The sequence below is a fragment of the Streptomyces sp. WM6372 genome, assembly GCF_001279655.1.
In the GTDB taxonomy this organism is placed as follows: domain Bacteria; phylum Actinomycetota; class Actinomycetes; order Streptomycetales; family Streptomycetaceae; genus Streptomyces.
Map to the genome: position 1 here is coordinate 1 of NZ_LGDB01000152.1, position 280 is coordinate 280.

The following is a 280-nucleotide window of genomic DNA, read 5'->3' on the forward strand; positions in this document are numbered from 1 at the left end:
AGCGTGGAACAGCAGACCTTCCTGCAGAGGAGCCAACGGAAGCACATCGGAAATGTCCTTCCACCGCCCCTCCACCACCCCTATCTCCGCCTGGTTCAGGGAGACCAGGGGAAGGTCGGAGGGGGTGTATCCACCCGCGTCCGGATCGGCCGCGTGACGGGTGATCGCTTTCAACGCCTCAACGAACAACCCGGACACCTCGACGACATCACACTCGTCCAGAACACCCGACACCCACGACCACGACACCTGCAGACACGGACCCGCCACACCGTCCTGA

General features: G+C 63.2%; 1 protein-coding gene. It reads right to left on the minus strand.

Going from position 1 to position 280, the window contains the following annotated elements:
* Positions 1-234 (minus strand): hypothetical protein (locus ADK52_RS12905; RefSeq protein WP_159045925.1); only part of this gene is annotated, 234 nt, incomplete at its 3' end.
* Between the last annotated feature and the right edge of the window lie 46 nt (positions 235-280).